This window comes from Gottfriedia sp. NPDC057991 (assembly GCF_042886615.1).
Lineage (GTDB): Bacteria > Bacillota > Bacilli > Bacillales > Bacillaceae_G > Gottfriedia.
Genome location: NZ_JBHVQN010000008.1, coordinates 152,909 through 169,595, shown reverse-complemented (window position 1 = coordinate 169,595; position 16,687 = coordinate 152,909). Strand labels below are relative to the sequence as shown.

The 16,687-nt window shown below is 33.8% G+C and carries 12 protein-coding genes and 2 pseudogenes; 3 read left to right on the top strand and 11 right to left on the bottom strand.

Annotated elements, in window-relative coordinates; genetic code table 11:
• Positions 1–51: 51 nt before the first annotated feature.
• The 3 genes from ACFVR2_RS23015 to ACFVR2_RS23005 all read right to left on the bottom strand — a co-directional run bounded on the left by ACFVR2_RS23015 (position 52) and on the right by ACFVR2_RS23005 (position 2,040).
• Positions 52–351, bottom strand: coding sequence for a hypothetical protein (locus ACFVR2_RS23015; protein ID WP_387367312.1), 300 nt, complete (start codon positions 349–351; stop codon positions 52–54).
• A gap of 132 nt (positions 352–483) precedes the next feature.
• Complete coding sequence (locus ACFVR2_RS23010) at positions 484–876, bottom strand: cupredoxin domain-containing protein (protein ID WP_387367309.1); 393 nt, start codon at positions 874–876, stop codon at positions 484–486.
• A 114-nt stretch (positions 877–990) separates the two neighbouring features.
• The gene (locus ACFVR2_RS23005) at positions 991–2,040 is read right to left on the bottom strand and encodes an LLM class flavin-dependent oxidoreductase (RefSeq protein ID WP_387367306.1); all 1,050 of its coding nucleotides are present in this window, start codon (positions 2,038–2,040) and stop codon (positions 991–993) included.
• Between the two features lie 287 nt (positions 2,041–2,327).
• On the opposite strand from ACFVR2_RS23005, the gene ACFVR2_RS23000 reads away from it, so the two are divergent.
• Both ACFVR2_RS23000 and ACFVR2_RS22995 read left to right on the top strand, forming a co-directional pair.
• The gene (locus tag ACFVR2_RS23000) at positions 2,328–3,311 is read left to right on the top strand and encodes a glutathione S-transferase family protein (RefSeq protein WP_387367303.1); all 984 of its coding nucleotides are present in this window, start codon (positions 2,328–2,330) and stop codon (positions 3,309–3,311) included.
• A gap of 22 nt (positions 3,312–3,333) precedes the next feature.
• Positions 3,334–3,855: a GNAT family N-acetyltransferase gene (locus tag ACFVR2_RS22995; protein ID WP_387367300.1), complete on the top strand. Its 522-nt coding sequence runs from the start codon at positions 3,334–3,336 to the stop codon at positions 3,853–3,855.
• Between the two features lie 107 nt (positions 3,856–3,962).
• Here ACFVR2_RS22995 and ACFVR2_RS22990 read toward each other — a convergent pair.
• The 3 genes and pseudogenes from ACFVR2_RS22990 to ACFVR2_RS22980 form a co-directional block, all read right to left on the bottom strand.
• Positions 3,963–4,790: pseudogene (locus tag ACFVR2_RS22990) on the bottom strand (tyrosine-protein phosphatase); the annotation flags it as partial.
• Positions 4,791–4,828: 38 nt separating this feature from the next.
• Positions 4,829–5,080 (bottom strand): annotated as a pseudogene (locus ACFVR2_RS22985) (DUF4158 domain-containing protein); the annotation flags it as partial.
• A gap of 4 nt (positions 5,081–5,084) precedes the next feature.
• The gene (locus tag ACFVR2_RS22980) at positions 5,085–5,651 is read right to left on the bottom strand and encodes a recombinase family protein (RefSeq protein ID WP_387367297.1); all 567 of its coding nucleotides are present in this window, start codon (positions 5,649–5,651) and stop codon (positions 5,085–5,087) included.
• Positions 5,652–6,191: 540 nt separating this feature from the next.
• Here ACFVR2_RS22980 and ACFVR2_RS22975 point away from each other — a divergent pair.
• Positions 6,192–6,482 carry a hypothetical protein gene (locus ACFVR2_RS22975; RefSeq protein WP_387367294.1) on the top strand — a complete coding sequence of 97 codons (291 nt, stop codon included), beginning with the start codon at positions 6,192–6,194 and terminating at the stop codon, positions 6,480–6,482.
• Between the two features lie 319 nt (positions 6,483–6,801).
• Here the strand turns inward: ACFVR2_RS22975 and ACFVR2_RS22970 are convergent, their stop codons facing one another.
• The 5 genes from ACFVR2_RS22970 to ACFVR2_RS22950 all read right to left on the bottom strand — a co-directional run bounded on the left by ACFVR2_RS22970 (position 6,802) and on the right by ACFVR2_RS22950 (position 16,606).
• Positions 6,802–7,641: a hypothetical protein gene (locus ACFVR2_RS22970; RefSeq protein ID WP_387367291.1), complete on the bottom strand. Its 840-nt coding sequence runs from the start codon at positions 7,639–7,641 to the stop codon at positions 6,802–6,804.
• A gap of 276 nt (positions 7,642–7,917) precedes the next feature.
• Complete coding sequence (locus tag ACFVR2_RS22965; protein WP_387367288.1) at positions 7,918–8,433, bottom strand: hypothetical protein; 516 nt, start codon at positions 8,431–8,433, stop codon at positions 7,918–7,920.
• A 20-nt stretch (positions 8,434–8,453) separates the two neighbouring features.
• Positions 8,454–8,816, bottom strand: a complete 363-nt coding sequence (locus tag ACFVR2_RS22960) for a hypothetical protein (RefSeq protein WP_387367285.1) — start codon at positions 8,814–8,816, stop codon at positions 8,454–8,456.
• A 743-nt stretch (positions 8,817–9,559) separates the two neighbouring features.
• On the bottom strand, positions 9,560–9,889 hold the full coding sequence (locus tag ACFVR2_RS22955; protein WP_387367282.1) for a hypothetical protein: 330 nt from the start codon (positions 9,887–9,889) through the stop codon (positions 9,560–9,562).
• 9 nt (positions 9,890–9,898) lie between these two features.
• Complete coding sequence (locus tag ACFVR2_RS22950; protein ID WP_387367279.1) at positions 9,899–16,606, bottom strand: DNRLRE domain-containing protein; 6,708 nt, start codon at positions 16,604–16,606, stop codon at positions 9,899–9,901.
• Between the last annotated feature and the right edge of the window lie 81 nt (positions 16,607–16,687).

Sequence of the window (16,687 nt, the reverse complement as noted above, 5' to 3'; positions counted from 1 at the left end):
CTATATAAAACCATTGATAGCTTTTAAAATGTTCATATAACAAATGATGTCTTATTTAACGTGAGGAGTTTTTTGAAACACTCCGAGTATGCTCGATGTGGCAAAACCAAGGATTAGTGCAAAGGTTATATGTTGGTACAGCCCAACGTTATCAACTGCACCCATATGATGCCATATATCATTTGGGAGCGTTTTCCAAATAAACCACAAACATGAAGTTACGATAACTGTAATAATTGGTATAGTAGGGCGTTTCCCAAGCGATGATGCAATAAACATCATTAATGTTAAACCAAGAATCGGTGTACTACCGAAAAACCATTGAAGTATATGAAAATCGATATTCTCCATCCATATCCCTCCTCATTTTAAGTGTATGAGGAAGTAGTAATGAAATACCTTCTTAAGTTGGAATTTATGGCATTTCTTTACAGTGTAAAATTAGCATTACATAAATAAAAGCAAGGCCCTGTGGCCTTGCTTTTATTTGACGATTACTTTTCCTACCATTCCAACATTGAAATGGTATTTACAAGTAAGATCATATGTATTTGCTTGTTTTGGTTGAACGGCAATGGATGTTTCTTTTCCCGGTTGAAGTTCTACATCAATATTGAGCATTTTCACAGTAAAAGTATGTGGTTTACTCCCTTTATTTTTCAATAATAAAGTTGTTTTTGTTCCATTTGGAATCGTGATGTTTTTAGGATTAAAGTAATCATCATTCAATTCTACTACGATTGTTTGTGCGCGATCATTTGCATCTGATCCCTCAGATTCAGCAAAAGCTTTAAAATTACCTGGTGTTGCTATCAATACAATCGTTGCCAAAATAACAATTAGACCTGATAACCAATTTCTTATTAACACTCGCATACCCTCCTTTCCTACGTTCTATTCTTTTCCATTTGATGGAATATTATCACGATTTTTTATTTGGTATAAAAAAACTGTCCTCTTTATAGAAAACAGTTTTTCATTTATTTCAACTTATTGATTTGCTTCCCACTTAGAGATCTCTTCCCGAACGATTGGTGCAACTTCTTTACCTAATAGATCAATTGCTTTCATTACGTCTGCATGTGGCATTGAACCAACTGGTACGTGAAGCATAAATCTTGTAATACCTACATTTTTTCGAAGGTGGATGATTTTTTGTGCTACAGTTTCGGAATCCCCAACATAAAGTGCACCTTCAAAGCTTCTTGCCGCGTCGAATGCAGGTCGGTCATAAATCCCCCAACCTCGTTCTTTTCCAAGCTTATTCATGACCTGCTGTGTTGATGGGAAAAATTTATCAGCTGCTGTCATTGTATCCTCTGCAATGAAGCCATGTGAATGGGATGCAATTTGTAGTTTGTTTACATCATGACCGGCATGAGCAGCTGCTTTTTTATAAAGTTCAACAAGTGGTGCGAACTGAATTGGGCGTCCACCAATAATTGCAAGTACTAGTGGAAGTCCTAATAATCCAGCTCGAACGACTGACTCACTGTTTCCGCCACTTCCAATCCAAATTGGGAGGGGCTTCTGAACTGGACGTGGATAGATTCCTATATTGTTAATAGCTGGTCGATGTTTTCCACTCCAAGTTACGAATTCAGATTTTTGCAAGGTTAAAAGTAAATCCAGTTTTTCTTCAAACAATTCATCATAGTCGTTTAAATTATAACCGAATAAAGGAAAGGATTCGATAAAAGAACCACGTCCCGCCATGATTTCTGCTCGTCCATTCGATATACCATCAAGCGTAGCAAAATCTTGAAATACTCGTACTGGATCTGCCGATGAAAGTACAGTTACGGCACTTGTTAACCGAATTCGATTTGTTTGTGATGCAGCAGCTGCTAGTACGACAGCTGGCGATGATGCTGCAAAATCATTACGATGATGTTCTCCTACTCCAAATACATCTAATCCAACTTGATCTGCAAGAACAATTTCCTCCACAACTTCACGCAATCGTTCCGCATGACTTATTACTTCACCTGTCTTTGCATCAGGTGTTGTTTCAACAAAAGTACTGATTCCTATTTCCATTAAGCTATTCCTCCGAATTTCTGTCATTTTTGAAGTGAATTTTGAATCGACTTACAAGGTTCTATTCCTATATTTATTAATCAACTTAAATATACCTCAAATTCGAGATAAATTCTAACAAAGTAGTTTAACAGTAGTTAAAGATATAGTATTATCATCATTTCTATTTCCAGAAAAAATACATTTTCTGAATTTTTAGAGTATAATAGAGTATTAGAATTACTTCTATATACCCCATTCTGAGCAAAAGAAATATTATCCAAATTAGTGAGAAAGGAAGTTTAAGTATGAATCAAACTAAACCAACTGAAATATCAGTTGATGGTTTCTTTAAACGCCAGTTAAATCGTTTTTCTACACCATTTGGAAATAAGCCAGAAGAACTCCCTGTTGAAGCAGGTCGATATCGACTCATTTGGTCAGCTACTTGTCCATGGGCCCATCGTTCTGTTATTGTACGAAAAGTTTTAGGGCTAGAAAATGCGATTAGTTTGGGAACCGTCAGTCCAATGCGACCAAGATTGCCTCACGTCGATTGGGAATTTTCTTTGGATTCAGGAGGAGTTGATCCAATATTAGACATCCGATATATGAGTGAAATTTATCATAAATCTGATCAAAACTACTCCGGACGTCCGACAGTGCCTGCAATGATCGATATTCGTTCTGGTAAGGTAGTTAATAATGATTATTTTAGACTAACAAATTATTTCGAAACTGTTTGGAAGCCTTATCACAAAAAGAATGCACCAGATTTATACCCAGAATCAATCCGCCAAGAAATTGATGCCCTAAATGATATCATTTTCACTGATGTAAACAATGGCGTATACAAATGTGGTTTTGCACAATCTCAGAAAGCTTATGAAGATGCTTATGAAACATTATTTAATAGATTAGATGAGCTAGAGCAGCGCTTATCTAAACAACGTTTTTTATTTGGTGATAAAATTACTGATTCAGACGTTAGGTTATTTACAACACTTGTACGGTTCGATGCTGCTTACTTTACGGCCTTTAATACGAATCGAAATTTAATACGTGAGTATAAAAATTTATGGGGCTATGCACGAGATTTATATCAAACACCAGGGTTTGGGGATACGACTGATTTTGATGCGATTAAGCGACATTACCATTTATCGATTACCATTTCGCCCGATAAGAAAGAGCCAAAAGTCCTACCAAAAGGTCCAGAAGTTACGATTTGGAATTCGAAGCACAATCGCGAAGATTTAAGTGGTCAAAAAGAAAAATTCCTCATTCATTGAAGCAAAAGGAGATGCCATTGAAATGGTAAGAATAGAAATTTGTAATGCTGAAAAAGAGATGTTTCAGTCAATTCGAGAACAAAGAATTAACGCTTATTATGAATACGGAAACTTGTTACCAGTTAATCATTGGAATGCTTTAAAGAAGTCCCTCTCTTCGAATGTTGATGAACAAGAAGGTGTGGAAATAATTGTTGCGACGGTTTTAGGAAAAATTGTCGGAAGTGTCGCTTTATTTCCGGCTAAAATAAATGCCTATGGAGATTTTATCGACGAGCTTGATTACCCAGAAATCCGGATGCTTGCTGTAGAGTCAGACTGCCGCGGTCAAGGAGTTGCTTCTGCGCTAATTTCAGAATGTATTAATCGTACGAAGGAAAAAGGTTTCGATGCGATTGGATTACATACCGGTGAATTTATGAAAAATGCCATAAGTTTATATGAAAGATTAGGATTTAAACGATTGCCAAAGTTTGACTTTGAACCAGCAAATGATGGGATTATCGTCAGAGCTTATCAGATGAAAATTACTGAGCAGGACTAAATTTATTAATAAATAAAAATAAACTTTAAAAGGCTGTCCGAAGTTTTATTAACTTCAAACAGCCTTTTTAGTTAAAGCAGAATTTTCTTTCAGAACGCTCTTTCGTTCTAATATAAATACATATCTTTTAATTTTTGGCGATCTTTTGCAGTCAATCCAATAACTTTTTTGAAATAATTATCATATGATCCATAATGTTCTTTAATTTGATTTAATGAAGCTTGTAGCCATTCTTTTTTTACACCATATATTGCAGTAACAACTTGTCTTTGTTCATCTGTTTTCAATAATGGTTCGAGGGCAGCCAATTGTTTCTCAATATAAGTTGGGTTGTTACTTAACAAGTAATCATTAAGTACAGTGTTTTCTGGAACTCCCAGTGCTAGTAAAACTAGTGCCGACCCAACCCCAGTTCGGTCTTTCCCCGCTGTACAATGCTGTAAAACAGCTTCATTTTTTGAATTCAAAAGTAACTGAAATAACGTTCGATACGCATCTACATGTGGGTCCTCAACCATTTCTCTTTGCATCTGTTGGAAAGTTTTATCCAATCCTGTCATATCTAGATTAAAGATATCTAAGCTAGTACTACCAGATTTTATAACCGGATCATTGATATTTTTTACTCCAGGTATAACAGGATCTGAACTTTTCTCGATTTCATCTGCACTACGATAATCAAGAATGGTTTTTAAACCTAAATTTTGCAGGTATGAAATATCTTGCTTAGTTAATCCTCCTAGGGCATCCGAACGATACAATTTCCCACACTCAACAGTTCTTCCATCTACTGTTTCATATCCACCCAAATCTCGAAAGTTAAAAGTTCCTTGCAGTGAAATTTTACGTTCTGCAACTACTGTATATATACCATTTTCACTAATTAGATGAAAATAGGGTCTAGTATTTGGACTTGGATCATCAATTGTTATCGATGTACCTGAATTTACTTTAACAAGTAATTTGCCGATTTTTGTCTAGCTATGTATTCGATTATGTAATCTGGAATAGGCCCAACATCTGAAAGGGACCATCCTGGATAGCGTAGAACACATAATTGAACAGCAAAGCCCAGTCGATTGTGCTCTCTTCTGTGTCGTTTAATAATTTCAAGGTCATATTGTGAAAAAGTATAATAAGTTTCTAGTTCACTTTCGCTCATATCAGCTGGAATTCGTACAAATTCCGTTCTTTGATCATCTGTTAGTAATTCTTTCCCTCTCATGCTATTACTCCTTGCTAGGTATCTTTTTCTTTTCTAGATAACGATATAAGGTTGTCGCTCCAATTCCTGTTGCCGTCTTAATTTGAGATAACGAGTAATCTTTGCTTTCATACATTTTTATAGCAAGTTCTACTTTTTTAAAATCAACCTTCGGTCTGCCTCCGTTTCTTCCTCTAGCTCTAGCAGCCGTCAATCCATCTTTCGTTCGTTCACTAATAATATCTCGTTCTAATTCTGCTATGCTGGCCAACATTCTAAAAAAGAATCGTCCCATAGCAGTTGTCGTGTCAATCTTGTCTTGTATGGAGACAAAATGAATATCCTTTACTTCAAAATGTTCCATAAGCTCAATTAAATGTTTGGTACTACGACTGATACGGTCTAATTTATAGACAACTACCGTGTCGCCTTTACGCAAAACTTTAAGAAGCTCGTCAAGCTGTGGACGGTTTTTTCTCTTGCCTGACTCCTTTTCTTCAAAAGTCTGGTCCACTCCGTAGTGAGTCAATGCATCTAGTTGTAACGATAATGACTGATCTTGTGTACTGACACGTGCATATCCAAATTTCAACAAGAATCCCCCCTTTTTTAATATCCTAACTATACCAAAAAGGGGTTTGTAATAGATATATTGGTATTTAGATTTTGGTTATATTTTTGGTTATGTATTTTAAGTAGTTTTTGAGGTTTTAGAGAAGTTCCCTGTTTTTAACCAAAAACGGTCGTTTGTGGTATTTTTTAAAAAAGGAAAATGGAAAGTCAAATCGTATAAATTGGAGCAAAAAATGTAAGTCCCCCAATAGTTGGGGGATTTTTTTTGTACCAATTTCTCCAATTGAAACGCTAATTCCAGTGTAGGGACAATTAAAGCTTGCATTTTCTGAAATGAATAGCTTACGTTGTGTCTGTAATCATAGAAAACTCTGTTTAAAGGTTATAGGGATTAATTGCGCGCGCTTAAATTGGTCCGTGTCATACCTAATAAGTGGTTTTTACAAGCCACTGAAATTCATTTGCGAAAAAAATAGGACTACATCCGGCTAAGCTTGATGCGTTTTTTGCATCTGGTCTATTATCATCCGGAGAGGAATTATGGTCTGGAAGTTTGATAATGGATGTTACAGATGAGGTTATGTTATCCAAAACGGTATCTCAATGTAGAAACGGTATTACGCTTGTTTGGGCAACGACTTCAAATACGGATTTTGCATATGTGAACGTTCCAAAATACCCTACAAAGCAATTTCCAGGTGAAGGTGTATGGAGTGTGTTTGGGAATTATTCGTCGGATCGGTTAATCAAAAAATATGTGCGTGTATTTAATGATAAGGTAAATGGTGATAGTTTAAATATAATTGGAACTAGAGTTGGATTTGCATTAGTGCGTATATTAAGTTATTAAGAAGCCCCTACCTAAAAAGGCAGAGGCTTTTTTTATGGAACGGTGTTAATTTACAAAAAGAATAATAATTCCAATATAAGCTACTATGTTAAAAATTATAAATTTTGTTTTTCGAGTAACGTAGAACATATAGAAATATAATAGAGTCAGAAAAATAAATAAGGCTTTTTCTATGAAACTGCCACTGAATGAATGTAGAGAATGCAAATTAAGGAAAAGCAAGGTAAACGCAAAACAAACCAATGGAAAAACTGAATTCTTTTTCATGATGTCCGCCTTTTTCGTCTTTTATTTCTATTATATAAAGATTTACTAAATTTTACAGGTCCCACAACCAAATGCGGTTAGCAGCGCCTACATCATATGCTAAAGTCATCATAGGTAATACTGCACTTAAGCTAAGACTTACAGCCGTACAAAACGTAATTGCAAGACTTTTCATAGCTGCAGCTCCGGTATTTGGTGCAGCCATTGATTTAATAGTACCAATAAAAGTAGCACCTGCTATGACTGGGGCTAATGCAGCTGACATCGTATCCTTAGCGATATCATCAACTTGGTTTTTAAAGTTTGTAATGTCACCATAGTTATCTTTTGTTTGATAACGTTGTTTCGTTGCACCATAAGAAGTCATGTCCCACCTAACTTTTCCATTAACGACATATCTTTTCCACATTGCAAAATATGGTAAACCCTCTTTACCTGTTAAATATGTACCGGTAGTAGGATATCCACCGTCAGTTGCAATAACTTCTGTTGGCGGTTCCGGAATTGGATTAACGATTTCACCACTAGATTCAGAATCATATGCTTGGTCACCTTCTACATAAAAAGATTCCCCACCATCAATAGAGTAATCAAGGCTATTGCTTCCTACCCATTGAACAGCTGTTACATCTGGTACACTTATATCACTTAAATTTTTTACAGTTATTGTTGTAGAAAGGGCATCTTTAGTCTTCGTGATTTGATAGACTTCTCCATCAACTGTTTGTTGCCAAGTCCCATTATTAAGGCTCATAGGATTAATTGAGACTCCTCCATTTTCTGTGCTTGTGTTTGTAGGTTGTTTTACTTGTGCATAGGATGAAATAGGTGCAGCTAATAATGATCCGGCTAATGCGATTGTAGTTGCTCTAGCTAATGGTTTTTTTAACATGATGAACCTCCGGTTGTAGTAGTTTATGAAGTCTTCTATTGGACTTGCATTTATTAGTGTAATATGTCGAATAATATAATGTCCACAATATTCAGAAAAATAATAATATTGTCACGATTTATTAATGAAAAAGAGTAGTTTGGACTTTTATTTATAAAAACTAACAAAAGCTTTATCATTTCATAATCATTTTAATAAAACTCTATAAGTAACATTGTCCCTTTGCTTTTTTAAGTAGGGGTATTTGAAAAAGCTCCTCTAAATGGGGAGCTTTTGTTATTCTTCAGTGGATTGATTTGCTTTTTGCATTCTGTTAATTTGTTCTTGCAGTTTCGTGATTTGATCCGAACTTTTTGCTAATTGTTCCTGCAGATTGGTTATTTGCTGTGAACTGGTTGTTACTTGATTATTCAACTGCACTTTGTCATTTTTCATTTCGTCAATTTGTGCTAGTAACTGTTTGATTTGTTCCTCAAATCCATTCTTCTGGAGGTCGAGTGCGTTTTTATGTGCTTTTTTCGAATCGGTGTTAACTTGCTCTAATTGCTTTTTCTCTTGTTCCAGTAATTTGCATTTAGTTTCTTCTTTACCTAATTTCTCCTTTAAATCTTCGTTTGTTTCTTCAAACGCTTGCAGCTCGGAGATCCGTTTATCTTTTGTCAGATTTAAGTCTTGTAATTGCGCTTTATCAGCTTTTAGTTCCTCAATTGTTTCTTTTTTTTCCGTTTCTAACTTGATGTAACTTGTTTCGATTTTCTCTTTTTCAGCAATCGCGTTTGTAGCATCTTTCAATAGACGTTCGTTTTCATTACTTATCTTTGTGATTTCTTCAATGCTTTCACAGCCTCTTCAGCCGTTTCGAGATTCTGATTTGAAGAAGTTAGTCTTTCTTGAAGCGTCTGAATGCGTGCTTCATACCCAGCAACTATACTTTCTTTTTCCTTTTCAAAATCCTTTGTGACATTATCGACTCTCATTCCGACTGTGTTAAATATGTCTAAAAATTTGTGTTTAATCGTTGAAATTGCAACCTCTACGCTCTCGTAATCGGATTCGAACGATGAACGGATCGCAGGAGAAGCTTCTGCTAAGATCGAACCGACTGTGTTTTTTTCTTTTAGTACATATAAATAATATAGAAGGCAAATGGGATTGTAATTTGTACAATTGTACAAAACATTTAAATTAACTTAACTCTTTTTCTTATTCAACAAGCAAGATTATGAAGGATTATACTTAAACTATCGAATGCGTTAGCTTAACAAGCCAGATTAAAAAGTCGGTTCCTTAGCGTACAGGAATTCGACTTTTTTTAGATTGGAATTTGCTTAGCGTATGTTTTACGCGTTTTGTTGGTAGGACCCCGTATGAAGTCTGTCCATTTAGTCGGAAATTTAACACCACCGACTTCCTTCAGATTTCGCGTCGCCACAGACACCCTCATTTTAGGCTAACACTACCCGGGACTTGCACCCTATGGATTATGCACATGATGAGTACACTAGAAAAAGGAGCAAAACCGTAATGGTCAGCTCCTTTTTTTTAGATATCCATAATCATTTTTAGTAATAATTTTTTGCAAATCATAAACAAAGCTACTTTATTCTAATAATTGATTTTACCTTTAATATACTGAATACAAGTATTAAATAATTATTAGAAGATTTCTATATTTTTTAGTCACCTAAAGTAATAATTTTAATGTATCCCTTATTTTTATTAGATAACTATTCAATAAATAGATACTGTATCAAAAAATATAACCTCATCCTTATAGATACCTATTTTTTTGATTGCCATCAAAACTAGCAATAATCTGATTTTCTTTAAATGTAGTCTTCATTTCATACTCACTTGCCCAACTATATCTCCAAGGCTTAATTTTTAAGTCCATATTTGAAAACATTTTATTTGTTTGCTATATGTTGAATTTTTTTTTTATATCCTCATAAATATTTCTATCTTCTCTTTTTATAAGTCCCATAGCCTCAGAAAAGGCAATTCCCTTAAGTGATGACAATTTGTTATACTCGAATACTTTTCTAGATAACCATATTTGTGCTAGAGACTCTCCACAGCTTGCTCTAATCATCTCATCGGTGTTTTGGTTATTCGCTATTTGTAACAATGCGTCTTCTACAAATTCATCATTATATATGTAGCCTAATTCAATAGCTGCATCATCTCTTTCAGCATCACTACAATTTAAATCTAGTAAAATCTTTATTAAAAAGTCAGCTTTTTTCATTTAAATACCTCACAATGGTAAATGGGTTCCGACAGATTTTCCACCTACATGCCCTGTAAAAGGATTTACATAAACCCCTTCTTTTAGACGAGCGTCAAACCTTGGCTTATTACTACCTTCTTGTAAACCTGGTCTATTACTTGCTTCTGGTTTTAACTTAAGCCTCCACTTAAATTCACCATGTTTCTTAACACCCCACATTTCTACACCACCATCAGTGTACTTTCTAATCCACCCTTTACTTTTTGCCCATTTTCTTAAAGTTCGCATATTTTTATATACACTTTTAGAAAATTTAAGGGGTTTAGCTATTCCCTCATTAGAAGAGGTTTCTTCACTAGTATTTTTAAAATTTACAGGACCTTCTAATGGTATTTCTCCACCATATTCCTCTTCTTCAGGTAGCTTCCTAACATTACCATTTGGATCAACATAGGTTACAGGATTATTACTTACATAAATATACTCATGTTGTCCTAATACATCGTCTATATCACCTGAAATTGGATCTATAGAAAGAAAATTCCCATTTAATGAATTATAATATCTAGCTATTAAATAATATAATCCAGTTTCATTATCAAAATAGTATCCTGCATATCGAATTGGATTTTCATCAGCGTATGCTCCAGATTTCTGTACAACATTCCCCCAAGCATCGTATTCATACGATGCCACAACAGATCCATTATTATCAGTAACTGCAATTACATCACCATGCTTATTTAATTGGTAATAGTACTTTTTAGGATTATTAGGATCAGTTACATTATATCTTGCGATTAATTGTCCATTCGCATTATAAATATATTTAAACGTTATATTTCCACTTTCATCAGTTTCATAGATTGGTTGAATACTATTTCTATCATAAACAAATTTCGTAATCTTACCATCTAGGTTTTTATAAATACGTCGATTTTGATCGTCATATTTATAATTTGCAACGTCCGACGAATCTGATGCTTTTTTTACAGTAATTAGGTTACCTAAAGCATCCCAGACATAGATAAATTGACCATCATTTGTTAAATTACCATTTTTATCATACATATAATACTGCCCATCAACTTTTGTTAATTGATTTGCTGCATTATATTCGTAATTAATTGTTTGGTTTGTAGAACCAGAGACGCTTTTTTTAATACGATTACCTACTTTGTCATAGTCGTAATGAACAGCTTGACCAGTCGTTGGAATCGTTTCATCTGTTAATTGATTATCTTGATCATATTGAAAACTTGTTATGTTACCATTATCATTTGTGATTGTTTTAATGTTATTACGCTGATCGTAATCGTATTTATATCCGGCAATCTTCGTTCCATTATTATCGGCGATTACTAATTGCGTCATTCGATCTAAGTCATCATATTCCATCGATGCTCCTACTGAGTTTGCAGATACAAACGTGTGAAGAGTACCAGAATCATTATAACTTAGATGAAATTCTTTTAATTCATTATCAGTGATTAAAGTATTACGTCCACCCGAATCGTAAGTGTAACTTACTCCATTGTTTTCATTATTTTTTCCATCATCAATTTTACGATTACTTAATTGATCATTATCGTAAGTCCAACTAGTTTTTATTCCATTCACCGATTGACTAGTCATTCGATTCGCAAGGTCATACGTAAAACTTTTTGTCTGGCTTGCTTGAACATCTTGGATGCTAGTTTTATTACCATTTTTATCTAACCCATATTTGTACCAACTAACATCATTCACTTTCAGTTCCGTTTGTTTGTTAGTACTATCGTATGAATTCGTAATTTTATCTCCATTTGGTGCCGTCACAGTATCAAGATTTCCATTTTCATCATATGTTGACTTTGTTTCATTATTTAAAGGATCTAATACAGATACCAACTGATTTAATTCATTATAAACATAAGTAGTTTTATTATAAACTGTTGTGCCATCTTCATTTGTTAATTTCTTTTCAATGACATTTCCGTTATTATTATACTGATAAACAGCCTTTGTACCACTTGGTAAAGATGAACTTGTTAATTGATTATTATCGTTATATTTAAAATTATTTGTGTATCCTTCGCCGTCTGTCGATGATAATACATTTCCATTAGCATCATAAGTAGAAGATGTTTTTATTCCTAATGGATTCGTCGTTCCAGTTACAAATGTTTTTGAACTATCATAATCATTTTTTGTCCAGACGCTTCCATCTTGAATTCGAAGATTATCAAACCAAACACTTCCAACTTTCCCACCTAATTGTGCCTTTAATGTAATAATTTTAATTGGTTTTGCAGTACTTGGATTATCATTTAAAGTCGATGCATTCCTTTGCCAATCATGAGTTCCTTTCGCAAAAGAAACTATACCATTGCTTATTGTATTATCCGTATAAGTAACATCATAATATAATCCGTAAACAGTTGAGCCTGTTCCTTCATTCGTAATATTACTCTTACTCATCCCAGAAATTGTTAGTGGTTTTGCTTTTGTTTGGTAGACTGGAATTGTTTGGCTATATGATGTTGTTGTTAAATTCCCCGTCTTTTTAGTAATTTTTAGAGATTGTAACCCTTCAAAGTATACATCAGTGTCAAATAATGCATCGGTAGCATTTGTAGCTGTCCAACTTGATGCACCCTTTTCAAAATTGCTATTTTCAACAGGATTATAAGCTGAAAGTGTTTCATTTTCTTCAAATTGAACATCATCAAACCATGCAGTTCCACTTGCTGAATCACTTGTATGATCCATTTCTAAATATAATACGACGTTTTTAGCGTTTGGGCCTGTTGTAAATGATATTTCTCTTCTTGACCAATCAGCTGTTCCCTTTACTGGATAATATTTATTGTTGTACCAGAGTACTGTAGAGTCTTCTGTATTTGTCTCTCCTATATTTAAAAATGCTCTTGAATTTTTAATGTCATTTGATTTGATATAAGCACTAAATGTATAAGTTGTATCAGGTTTAACAATAATTGACTGTGTTAAAGCATGATAACCAAAAGTTGCATTTGCGGAACTAATATCAATTCTCTCGGATTGTTTTCCACTATGAAATTGATTTGTATCAAGTGTATGTGTACCAGTGCTATTATTATTTGCAAAGCCCCAACCATCTAAAGTTGTATGTTCCATACCTGGATTACTTAATAAATTGTTTGAAACTGAAATCTCAGATGAAGCGCTAATTAAATTTCCAGTCGCAGTATCATAAACATTAGCTGAACTCGATGTATCCGGGTTTACAGACGATACATTTTGATCATCCTCTTGTGTATATCGAAATACTTTTTGGTTTTTCTTTTGATAAATTGTAGAATTATTTAAATCTGGACATATAGACGAGTCACTAGCATCTTTAAATGTATCCGTTAGTTTCGTTAAATTGTTATCCTCATCATATTGATAGCAACTTTCTTCATTAGTACTAGTATTAACTTCGTTTGTTTCACGGGTTACATTTCCATTATCGTCATATGAGGTATTAGTATCTACTGAATTTGGATCGGTTGTTTCTACTAATTTATTTTGTTGATATACAGATTTTGTAGTAATATTTACCCCATTCGGATCAATCGTTACTTTAGATGGGCTCGTATATGAATCATAATAATAGTCTGTAGGGACTCCTTTATAATCTGATATGCTAGCCTTTAGATTTGAAGGATCATAAGAAATATTGATTACCTTATTAAACGCGTTTGTGACGTTTGAAATTTTGCCATTTACGTACGTATATTTCGTTACATAAGGCTTTGCAGCTGTATCATTTGGTTCTCTTATTTCAGATATTAAATTGTTTGTATAATTATATTTTGTTACATTTCCAAGCGAATCTTTTACTGAGTTTAGTAAGTTATTCGTATATGAATAAGTCCATATTATTGAAGAGCTTCCAGTTAAATATGTGATTGTATCTACCTTACCATTCGAATTATAAGCATACTGTATTTTTTTAGTTCCATTTAATGAAACGGAATTTAAATGACCACCTGTTTGGTCTAGTGTAATATCAATATGCTTCTCACTATCGTTAATTTCAATTAATTTACCAGTTGTATTAAACGTCCTTAATGATCCAGATGGATCTTTAAGTGTATATGTCCCATTATTTTGTAGTTCTAGGTCATCAAATTCTCCAACAGGTGCTTGATACAAATCCTTACCTGCAACTTTTATTTTACTATATCGAAGTTGTGTACCAACATCGTCAGTCAAAATTAAATCCCCATTTGTATCAACGGTTATTGCCTGTTCATACGAAGAAGTCCAACCATACCCGAATATACCTTCTTTGTTTGATTGACTGTTATAAGTTCTGGTTGTCCCCAAGCTCTCACTTCTTGTTTGCAGAGAATAATCAGTATTACTAATTACAAAGTTTCCATTTGATAAATTGACCTGTCCACCTGGTATTTCTCCCATTGACCAATACTCTTTAGTACCTAATTGAAGATTCGTAGCTTGTGAAGGCATTGAAACCTTAAAAACATCTGATATATCACTCATTATACTGTGGTCATCGTCATAATACGCTGTTACTCTAAACCAAAAGTATGGACTATTTGCATACATAGTTGAGCCAGCGTTACGATAAACCGGCGAAGGATCTCTTGGTAACTCTACTCCTTTGTTATCATTTAAATGAAGTAAATACCTACCAGATGCTATTTCTTGTTCTGTTGGCCAAATCTTCATGTTTTGACTACTCCATGATAAAGCATTACCAACATCGATTCCCTCGTACCCTTTACCATTAAACGCCCAAATAAAGTATCCTTTTGCTTTTGGATCTTGTCTCCAATTAAATTTTACATAACCACTATCTGGATCTGTCGGAGTAGTATCAACAATACCAGTTGGCTTTTCTATTGGAAGAATTGGAGTTAAATTTGTTGAACAATCTGATTCTCCTCCATCAAAATATGCACTAATGCTCACAAAATAATTTAATGTATCTGCATTAGTTACACTTTTTGCAGCTGTATATGTTGCAGATGGATCTCTTGGTAATTCTGCACCGGTTTTATCTGTATGAAGATTTACTATACCGTTACTAATTTCACTTGGTGTTGGCCAAATTTTTTGACCATTTGTACTCCAAGACGTAACATTTTTCACATCAATTGACTGGTATGTCGCTCCATTATAAAACCAAACTTTATATCCTTTTGCTCCAGGAACAGCAGTCCAAGATAAGTCCATATAATTTGTATCAGTTCCATCGTTATGTGAATATGTTTTTATCGTTGGTTGACTAGGAGTAGGATAACTATAATTAATTGTTAATTTAGGTTGATTTGTACTATTTTCTTCTGAATAAAACTTCTTCCAGTAAGTACTTCCTTGTCCATTTTCATGTACCTTAAATCCATAATTTGGTATTGAGCCATTTACCCAGCCTTTAACTGTATTTGTTACATTAAAACTTGCAGTATCCCCCTTAGCAACACTGTCGGTTGCTATATTCGTAGAACTAGGTTGATTATTCCAAGTTATTGTACTAGCACTCCAATCTGCACTTGTCACTTTATCTAGCCATACAGTAGTAGCCGAAGAAGATGCTGAATGTCCAGTATATATATCAAACGTAGCACTACTAATGTTTGCACCTGATAAACCAGATATTGAAGGTTTAATAAACGAATAATTTGTTCCTGAAGATGCATCATAGTACCCAGATTTTAAAGCGTAAAATCCATAAGTAGAATCCCAAAAATTATCATAATTTGTAGTTTTATATGCATCTGAAGTAAAACTATCAGTAAATGTATAATTACTTTGCTTATAAACTGTCGGATCAATATAAACAGGATATTTGCGAGAATCATCCTTTAACCATTTATCATCTGCAACCAATGATAAATTATATCCGTCATCAACTTTTTTTAATTCATAACTAACACCATATGAGGTAGCGGGTTCACCTGATTCCTCGTTTAAATTTGAGTCACTCATATGAGGTGCCGGAATATAAAATAATTCATTATTATTTTCATCAGAGAAAATAACTTTTTTATTATCATCAATCTTTGCATTCAAATCAGTTTTAATAAAGAAATTAAATTTATTAACTCCATTATATTTTGATAGAATAATATCCTCTTTAACTGATTTATTAAAAACAATGTTTCTAATATCAACATCATCAATGATATTTTCATATGTAATTCGATTTTCAACTACATTAGGTTTTATACCTTCATGCGGTTCTAAAGTATTAGCTTCCCCCTCAGCACCCAATAAAGAATAATCAATTTGGTGATTATCTATTAAAAATGTTGAATACAATCCTTTTTCTACAGAGTCTTTAAAAGTTACATCTAAATCGGTATTCACTGGTTTTGCATCTTCATCACTAGTGGTACTATCAACTAGTCTTGTAGAAACCGGTTGCAGCTTATTTGAATCTGACTCGTTGAAAATTGGTTCACTGTAGACTTGTTTACTATAATTACCATTCCCTAATGAGAAAGATTTAGTAAATTCAGTCCTTTTGTCGGTTAATTCTTTAGTGCCTTTTGCTTCATTAGACGGTGGAATCGCAATCTTAGTAGCAATTTGTTTCTGAAACTCCGAATTCATTTGTTGCGCTTTTTCAGCTTCAGTAAGTTCTGAAGTTGATGCATGCCCAATTATCTGATTAAAAGGTATTGAACTAATAATCAGAGTTGAAATTAAAGAGGCACTTAAAAGTCTTTTAAGGTCGTTACTTAGTTGTCTTAATCTCATCTTCTCCTCCTATGTATTTATTTTTATGTATTCGCTACTTTATGAGTAAAGCAACTCTTTAATTTTACAATATATAATTTT